Origin of the sequence: Undibacterium sp. SXout20W, from assembly GCF_049340285.1 — a bacterium.
Classification (GTDB): Bacteria; Pseudomonadota; Gammaproteobacteria; order Burkholderiales; family Burkholderiaceae_D; genus Undibacterium.
The window spans coordinates 1-8,019 of sequence record NZ_JBMPPH010000076.1; the positions used below are offsets into that span (position 1 = coordinate 1).

Annotated in this window: 8 protein-coding genes and 1 pseudogene; 7 read left to right on the plus strand and 2 right to left on the minus strand. The window is 45.8% G+C overall.

Translation table 11 applies throughout. The features are described from left to right. Nucleotides 1-117: pseudogene (locus tag ACO0K1_RS19620) on the plus strand (IS30 family transposase); the annotation flags it as partial. 413 nt (nt 118-530) lie between these two features. Here the strand turns inward: ACO0K1_RS19620 and ACO0K1_RS19625 are convergent. Continuing rightward, nucleotides 531-2,132: an NAD(P)-binding protein gene (locus tag ACO0K1_RS19625; RefSeq protein WP_423028816.1), complete on the minus strand. Its 1,602-nt coding sequence runs from the start codon at nt 2,130-2,132 to the stop codon at nt 531-533. Beyond that, on the minus strand, nt 2,129-3,640 hold the full coding sequence (locus ACO0K1_RS19630) for a polyamine aminopropyltransferase (protein WP_423028818.1): 1,512 nt from the start codon (nt 3,638-3,640) through the stop codon (nt 2,129-2,131). The genes ACO0K1_RS19625 and ACO0K1_RS19630 overlap by 4 nt, the downstream gene beginning before the upstream one ends. 74 nt (nt 3,641-3,714) lie before the next feature. Between ACO0K1_RS19630 and ACO0K1_RS19635 the strand changes: the two genes are divergently transcribed. From ACO0K1_RS19635 to ACO0K1_RS19660, 6 genes are all read left to right on the plus strand, one after another. Then, nucleotides 3,715-4,101: a DUF350 domain-containing protein gene (locus ACO0K1_RS19635; RefSeq protein WP_423028820.1), complete on the plus strand. Its 387-nt coding sequence runs from the start codon at nt 3,715-3,717 to the stop codon at nt 4,099-4,101. Nucleotides 4,102-4,134: 33 nt separating this feature from the next. Beyond that, the gene (locus ACO0K1_RS19640) at nt 4,135-5,205 is read left to right on the plus strand and encodes an SPFH domain-containing protein (RefSeq protein ID WP_423028822.1); all 1,071 of its coding nucleotides are present in this window, start codon (nt 4,135-4,137) and stop codon (nt 5,203-5,205) included. Between the two features lie 15 nt (nt 5,206-5,220). Then, the gene (locus ACO0K1_RS19645) at nt 5,221-6,654 is read left to right on the plus strand and encodes a DUF4178 domain-containing protein (RefSeq protein ID WP_423028829.1); all 1,434 of its coding nucleotides are present in this window, start codon (nt 5,221-5,223) and stop codon (nt 6,652-6,654) included. After that, nucleotides 6,647-6,826: a hypothetical protein gene (locus ACO0K1_RS19650; RefSeq protein WP_423028824.1), complete on the plus strand. Its 180-nt coding sequence runs from the start codon at nt 6,647-6,649 to the stop codon at nt 6,824-6,826. The genes ACO0K1_RS19645 and ACO0K1_RS19650 overlap by 8 nt, the downstream gene beginning before the upstream one ends. Beyond that, complete coding sequence (speD, locus tag ACO0K1_RS19655; protein ID WP_423028826.1) at nt 6,823-7,188, plus strand: adenosylmethionine decarboxylase; 366 nt, start codon at nt 6,823-6,825, stop codon at nt 7,186-7,188. The genes ACO0K1_RS19650 and speD overlap by 4 nt, the downstream gene beginning before the upstream one ends. 464 nt (nt 7,189-7,652) lie before the next feature. Then, nucleotides 7,653-7,928, plus strand: a complete 276-nt coding sequence (locus ACO0K1_RS19660; RefSeq protein ID WP_423028828.1) for a hypothetical protein — start codon at nt 7,653-7,655, stop codon at nt 7,926-7,928. Nucleotides 7,929-8,019: the final 91 nt, after the last annotated feature.

Genomic DNA, 8,019 nt, shown 5'->3' on the forward strand with positions numbered 1-8,019 from the left:
TGGGCGATGAACAGCTTAAATCATCGTCCCAGAAAATGTCTCGGCTTCAAAACGCCGCACCAAGTATTTATGAAGCAGTTACAATCGCATCAACATGTGGTTGCACTTCGAAATTGAATCCGCCTATCGCTATGAATTGGTATTTTTCAATTGCAACCACAAGCGATTACCGACAGCAGTCAGGGCTATCAATAACGAAATTCAAACGATATAGTTCAGATTAGATCTATATCGTTTGATAGCGTTTGATAGCGTTTGATCCAGTTTGATGGAGTTTGATAGAGTTTGATAGAGTTTGAAAAATAATGAAGTTCGTTTAACTCGTTTTGAGTCAAGTGATGGAATGCGCGTGAACTTACTCGCATGTGTCTCGATTTTGCCGGACATAGCATAGCGGGTGAAACGCGCTGGCACATTGGCACGAGTACCGAGAATAAGAAAGGCGTTATTCAATGTTCAAAAATTTGTTTGGATAAATTATCCAATCGAGCGATATTGCAACGTCGACTCGAATGCAAATACGAAACCTGCTAGCCTTTTTTTAAGATAGTCTGCGCGGCACGGTAACCCCACCAGGATGCTTCTTCAAACACAGAAAAACCCGATAAGTCGGAATGTGCAAACAAAATAGAACCAGTAAGTTCACGCAATGATTGAAGACCAACATTGCTCCGAAATTGCGGCGCCGGAATCGGCATCGCGTGAGCACGCAAAGTAATATCGACTCGTTCAACATAAGTGCTAAATTCCCAGCCATAGGCTGCTTTTAAATCCGCCATTGCAAGATCTAGCAACTCATCGGGGGTAGCTTTATCCATCCAACGGCGTGCCGCTTCAGGTGTTAGATTCGACAAGGCAACATATGAACTAAAGACTGTCTTTGCAGGCGGCGTCCGACGAATATCCTGATGGGTTGACACGACAAAGCCCAAACCTGGCTCTTGGTAGACCACGTTGTCCCAGGCCAGTGGCGCGTCTGGTAATTCGACAGGAAAATCATTCATCAAAAAATTCGCAACAAGCCAAGGCGCATAGGTCGGCATATGCAATTGCGGGTCAAAACCAAAATCACGGATGAAAGGTATTACGTGGGAAGCAACCATTAGGGGCATAGCACAGATCGCTGTTTTAGCACGCACAATATACGTTTTTGGCACGCCTTGATCCAAGACAAAACAATATACGTCAACACCAGAAGCTGTATTTACAAGCTTGTAGACGGTTCCATCTTTACGGAGTACGCCCGTCGCTAATTTTTCTGCTATTGGACCAAGTCCACCAGGCCAGGTCAGCCATGCGCCACTTTCCGCATTTTCTGCTTTGCCGGCGCGACTACAAAAATAATGCAATCCCGCCCACGCCGACACATGCTCATAACGTGCACCAAAATCGTCACGGCAACAGTAATTCAAATACCAATGTAGGGTCGGCGAGATATATCCATTTTTTTCCAGCCACGCCTTGAAGGAAATTTTGTCGAGTTCCTGCCATGCCGGCTCTCTCGATGAAAAGGTGCTCGGAAGGGCAAAAATCCGTTTCCCACTGGCATCGCGAATCTGTCGCAGGCGTTCAATTTCATTAAAATAGCGACGGTGCTCATCCAATTCAATTTGTGGTACGCCTTCAGTCGGGATCAGATTTTCTTGCCATCGACCATTGAAGAGCAGTCGCTCTTCAGGTGCGTGGAGCAAAAAGCGTTCATCGTAATAAGGTCGTTCGCTGTTTGGATTTTTTAAGATAATGCCGAGGTCGGACAATATTTCGCGCACATGAAATGATTCAACAGACGGGACTGGTAAATAATGCGCCCCCGTTGGATAGGCCAAGTCACCAAAATTTCCACTGGCCGCATTGCCGTATAATTCTGGTCCGGACACCATTAAGACATTTTGAAGACCTTCTTTGCGAAGTTTCCATCCAGCGGTCAAGCCTGCAATACCCGACCCTAAAATGGCGACCTCAGTTTCAATGAATTCTGTCGGTACCGGGAGGCGGCTGTGATCACGCAGGTAATGGCCTGCGATGCGTCCAGGCGCGTTAATCTGAGGATAAATTTCTTGCCAACGCCACATCCCTGCGGCAGTCGCCGCACCAATTGCACCGGCGCTCAACAAAAAGGAGCGTCGCTTCATCGAATAACCTGCCGCCAATCACGTTCAAATTCTCGAACCAGCGATTGCGTATCGAGCCGGTTTGGTTCCATCGTCAGGCGTTGCATATCGGGTGGAAAAACAAACATTTCATGCGTCGTTTCTTGATTCAAATAGCGCATTGGTAATTGATACGCAGCAGGTGGTTCAAACTTTTGTTGTGTTGACGCAATTACAAATCCCCATTCACCAAATGAAGGAACATAGAGGTGATATGGATAGGTTAAAAAGCCAACTTCTTTCAATGTCGCATCTATAGTCCAATAGGCATGCGGCGCAAAAAAGGGGGATGTCGATTGCACCACCAACAAACCTTGCGCAGCGAGATGTTTTTTAACGATGCCATAAAACGGAACCGAATACAATTTTCCTAGCGCAAAGCTAGAAGGATCTGGAAAATCCACAATGATGGCGTCAAACATTGACTGATTATTTTGTAGCCAGATCGCCGCATCAGCATTGATCACTTGCACCCTTGGATCTCTAAAAGAGTGGTGATTAAGTTGTGTTAATTCGGGACGTTGCGTAAATGCGTTCGTCATTGCGGGGTCTAAATCAACAAGCGTCACATGTTGAATATGTGAATAGCGCAACACCTCTCGCAACGCTAAGCCATCGCCGCCGCCCAATATGAGCACGGAACGAGCCCATGGCAATTGTTGCAATGCAGGATGTATCAACGCTTCATGGTAGCGATATTCATCGCGGGAAGAAAATTGAAGGTTGCCATTAATATAGAGGCGAAGATCATCTTTCCAGCGCGTAATGACCAATCGTTGATAAGGCGTGGTGGTCGAATAAATAATCTCGTCACCATATAAGCCATGTTCGCCCCAATAAACCATTCGATCAGATAGGGAAAACCCGGCAATCAACACGCACAGTAAGCTTGTCGCGCGCAACAGACGGGTGCTCACTTTTTTTAATTCATGGCGGAATGTGTAGATCGTCCAGAGTGCCACACCGGTATTAAACATACCGAACAAAAAACCGGTCCGTACTAATCCCAGGTAAGGAGCGAGCACCAACGGGAATAGCAACGATACCGCCAACGCACCAAGATAATCAAACGTCAGCACTTTACTGACCAATTCATTAAATTCGGTCTGGCGCGAATTTAATACGCGCATTACCAGAGGCACCTCCATCCCAACCAGCATACCAATCAGGAAAACAAGCACATACAGCAAGGTCCGGAACGGCGCCGCCATCCACGAAAAAGTCAGAAATAGTAGCGCAGCTGAAATCCCGCCTATGAGACCAACGGCCAACTCGATATCAACGAAGCGTGAAAGCAGATCTTCGTCTTTAATGTATTGCGATAGGTGTGCCCCCACCCCCATTGCAAAAAGATAACAACCAATGATGGTCGAAAACTGCAGAATCGAATCGCCCAACAAATAGCTAGACAGTGCGCCTGCAATCAACTCATAAGCAAGGCCGCAAGAAGCGACCACAAACACAGACAGGATTAAAATTCTTTTAGGCATAGATTGTCTTTTAGTTTATAGTTTAATACGACTATCCCTACACATTATGGTTTCATTCACTTATTGAGAATATTGTGCCAGCCATTATCAATTATGCAATCCATTTATTATCTGCCAGCGCATTACTTATCGCTTTTTTCATTTTTTATACGTGGGCAACGACAATCGATGAAGTGCTGCTGATACGCCAGGGCAACAACGCCGCGGCACTTTCTCTTGGTGGCGCTTTAATCGGTTTCTCACTGACGCTTGGCTCCAGCCTCTTACACACCGCCAGTTACATCGACTTTCTGGCTTGGGCTGCAGGCGCCATGGTGGTTCAGTTGCTCGCGTACGGTGCCACGGTAAGGCTATTACATATTTCAAAAGACCATATTGAATCAGGAAATACCGCTTTTGGCGGATTGATGGGAGCCATTTCACTCTCCATCGGCGCAATTAACGCGGCTTGTATCTCCTAACCAATCCCTATCAATTAACTACAGGCGACTATTATGAGCTTTGGATCATTTATCAAAAAGCAATTCATCGACATATTACAGTGGAATGAAGATGTTGATGGCGTTTTGGCATGGCGTTACCCCATGCAAGACTTCGAAATTCAAAATGGCGGAACACTCACAGTACGTGAATCGCAGATTGCTGTATTCGTGAACGAAGGGCATATCGCTGATGTCTTTGGCCCCGGTAACTACACTCTGACAACGCAAACCTTACCGTTACTCACCTATCTTAAAAACTGGGATAAATTATTTGAATCCCCGTTTAAATCTGATGTGTATTTTTTTAGTACGCGCATTCAGACTGGCCGCAAATGGGGTACTGCGCAACCAATCACTATTCGCGATAAAGACTTTGATATGGTGCGTATCCGCGCATTTGGCATGTACTCGTACCGGATAAAAGATGCCAAGAAATTTTTCACAGAAATCAGCGGCACCCGCGATCAATATACGCGGGATGAAGTCGAAGATCAGTTGCGTGGCATCACCTTGGCAACCATGGCGAATTCGTTAGGTGCGTCGCAGGTGCCATTTTTAGATATGGCTGCAAATCAGACCTTAATGGCGCACCAGGTGAAAGAAGACTTGGCAACAGCTTTCGAAAAGTATGGATTAGGTCTGGACGAATTCAACGTCACCAGTGTGAGCCTGCCAGAAGAATTGCAAGCTGCGCTCGATGAACGAATTTCTGCTGGCATGAAGGGTGGACTTAGCCATGACAAAATGAGCGGATTTACTCAATATCAAGTCGCCAGCGCTATTCCATTGGCCGCCCAAAATGAAGGTGGACTGGCAGGTTTAGGAGCTGGACTCGCATCGGGGGTGGCGTTTGGTCAGGTCATGTCGCAAGGTATCGCCCCTGCAACTGCTGCAACTGCTGCAACTGCTGCAACAACGACGACTGCGAGCCCCGCTACGTCAGCACCTGTCAATGCTGCACCAACAGAGGAACCTATTGAGGCACGTCTGGAAAAATTGAAAAATTTATTAGACAAAGGCTTGATTTCATCGACCGATTACGATTCTGCTAAAGCTGAACTTCTTAAAAAGTTAATCGGTTAAGGGATAGACGTGCAGATGATTCCCTGTCCAAATTGTGGCGCACAGATTCAATTCCGTTCGCCTGCTTCTGTCATGGCGGTGTGTGAATACTGTAAAACCACCGTCCTGAAAGAACTTGATGCAGTCAAGAATCTGGGCAAAATGTCGGATGTGCTGGAAGACTATTCGCCGCTGCAATTAAACACGTCGGGGATTTACGGAACACATTCATTTACCATCATCGGCCGCCTTCAGTTGCGCTACGCGGATGGCATGTGGAACGAATGGTATGTCATGTTCGAGAACGGCAAAACTGCGTGGCTCAGTGATGCGTCCGGACAATATACGATGACCACTGAAGTGCCGGCAAGTAACGACCTACCGCCCTTTTCTGCACTCGTCCCATCCCAACATTACACCTTAATCGGAAAATCTTATACAGCAGCCGATGTCCGTATCGCCGATTGTATTGGCGGCCAAGGCGAGCTACCTTTTAAGATCGGATCAGGCTGGCAGGCCAGGGTTGCCGACTTCCGTGCCGGACAAACTTTTATAACACTCGATTATTCAGAGTCGGAAACACCAAAAGTCTTTGCCGGTAAAGCGGTCACTTTAGAAGAATTGAAGTGCCAGTTATTGCGTGATGACGAGCGGATAAAAGCTGCGGCAGAAAATATCAAAGGCAAGGTTATCCCAATGACCTGCCCGCATTGTGGGAGCAGTACAAGCTTTTTACCTGGGTTAACCAGCACCTTAATCTGCCCTAGCTGCCATTCACAGCTAGACACCTCTGGCTCAATTGCGCAAGTGCTGGCGATCGGCAAAAAAATTGAGCAAGTCTATACAACTCTTAGTTTGGGTGCGCAAGCCAATATCGCTGGCAAAGCATATGAGATTATTGGCATCCTCCGTCGTAGCGATAATGAAAATACAGAGTGGACAGAATATTTACTATATAGTCCAAAAGCAGGTTTTCTATGGATTATCGAGACCGATGATGGGTGGGCTCGCGCGACGGTATTGGACGAATGGCCGACATGGGAGACCGAGGACGTGGCTGTATTAAACAATACCTCGTTTCAAAAACTATACCGTTATCCAGCGCGAGTAAGCTATGCCATTGGTGCTTTTAACTGGCGGGTCGCCATCGGCTATCAGACCAACAACGTAGAGTTCCAATACGGTACTTTCAAGCTTGCAGCAGAAATAACCGACACAGAAATGACCTGGTCTCATTCGACACCGATCAGCGCCGATCAAATTCATGCCTGGTTTGGCGATACAGTCAAGGCGCAAAAAACGGCAACCGCTGACACTGCTAAAAGCACCGCGATCAAATTTATCTGGCTTGTTTTTTTATTGAATATCATTCCAATCTTTCTGGCGCCCATTGTCATTATTCCGGTGCTGATCGGTGCGGCAGCACTGTACTTTCCAGCACTATTTTTAGATTCGCAGAAAAATGAATAAATTTAAAATATACGCGATCATGATTACCGTTCTGACTACCGGGGTCGCTTGGAAAAAAATGATGTCGTCGCAATCCAATGACCAATATCACTCTGGCGCAAGCCGGGGTAGTAGCTGGAGCTCGACAATGGGTAACGGCTCATGGGCCGGTGGTAGCGGCGGACATAAATGAAGTCGGCTGTTTTTGAACCGTCTGGTCAACATATTCTGGCTGATTTATATGGCATTTTGGCGACGCGTTTGTCTGATCCTATGAAAGTGGAACAGTTGATCTTAAAAAGTGCAAACGAAGCTGAGGCGACGATACTGTCTAGTCACTTCCACGCTTTTGGCACCAATCAGGGGGTGACTGGCGTGGTGTTGCTTGCCGAATCGCATATTTCTATCCATACGTGGCCAGAATACGGTTTTGCCGCCGTGGATATTTTTATGTGCGGGAACTCTCAACCGCAACGCGCCCTTGAAGTACTGCAATTGGCATTTGCGGCGACAAATTGTGAAGTAAAAACGATTGCACGTGGTGTCAGCAACTGAGCACACTAGCAGGTTTTATCGATGGATCAAGGTATTTCAATTGTTTTTATCTACCTTAGCGTATCCATCTGAACGTCAAAATTTCGTTTCGTCAAAGTCGATATCGGCAATTTATTTGATGTAGCACATTTTAATTTTTCAGAAAAATGACTAGACTAAACTGGTACCATTAATCTCAAATGACATTCTAAAAAGGGCTCAATCGTTATTCATTTTTAAGTGATTTTTAAGTGGTTTTTACTTCGCTTTTCTATTAATTGCGTCAAATTTTATTCAATTTTTTCGTGCAGCAAATGTACGTGTTCTCAATAGACAAATAGACAAATAGCACTTGCTAAGATATTTGCATCTCAAAGTTGCAAAAAAGTTACGGTAACAACATTCAACTTCAGTATCACGTTTCCTGCGTAGTTTGGTCTGAGAAAAATTCTTGCTTCAAACGCTAGCCAACAAGAATGTGAAAAATGAATTTAACGAATCTCAAAGAAAAAATAGCGCAGCAAAATACTTCCTTGCAAAAACGAAGTAAGGAAGAGATTATTTTGTTATTAATGTGCGCTCTAAGCATCCCAAGCATTCTTCCTTTTGCAATTTTCCGATTATTTCAACACAACTGGGTATCAGCGACTTTAGACTTTTTTATCGTTGGTGGCGTGTTTTCAGTGCTGGCTTATGTCTGGCTAACCGGACGTTTCAGAGTCGCGAGCCCCCTATGTCAGGATAGATGTCGCGTCAATTAATTCACATCAACCGTATTGGGGCGGAGTAAAGACATGCAGTGAATCGTTATCCAGCAGAACGCAAGGAGGCCATCCTTAAGCAGATGATGCC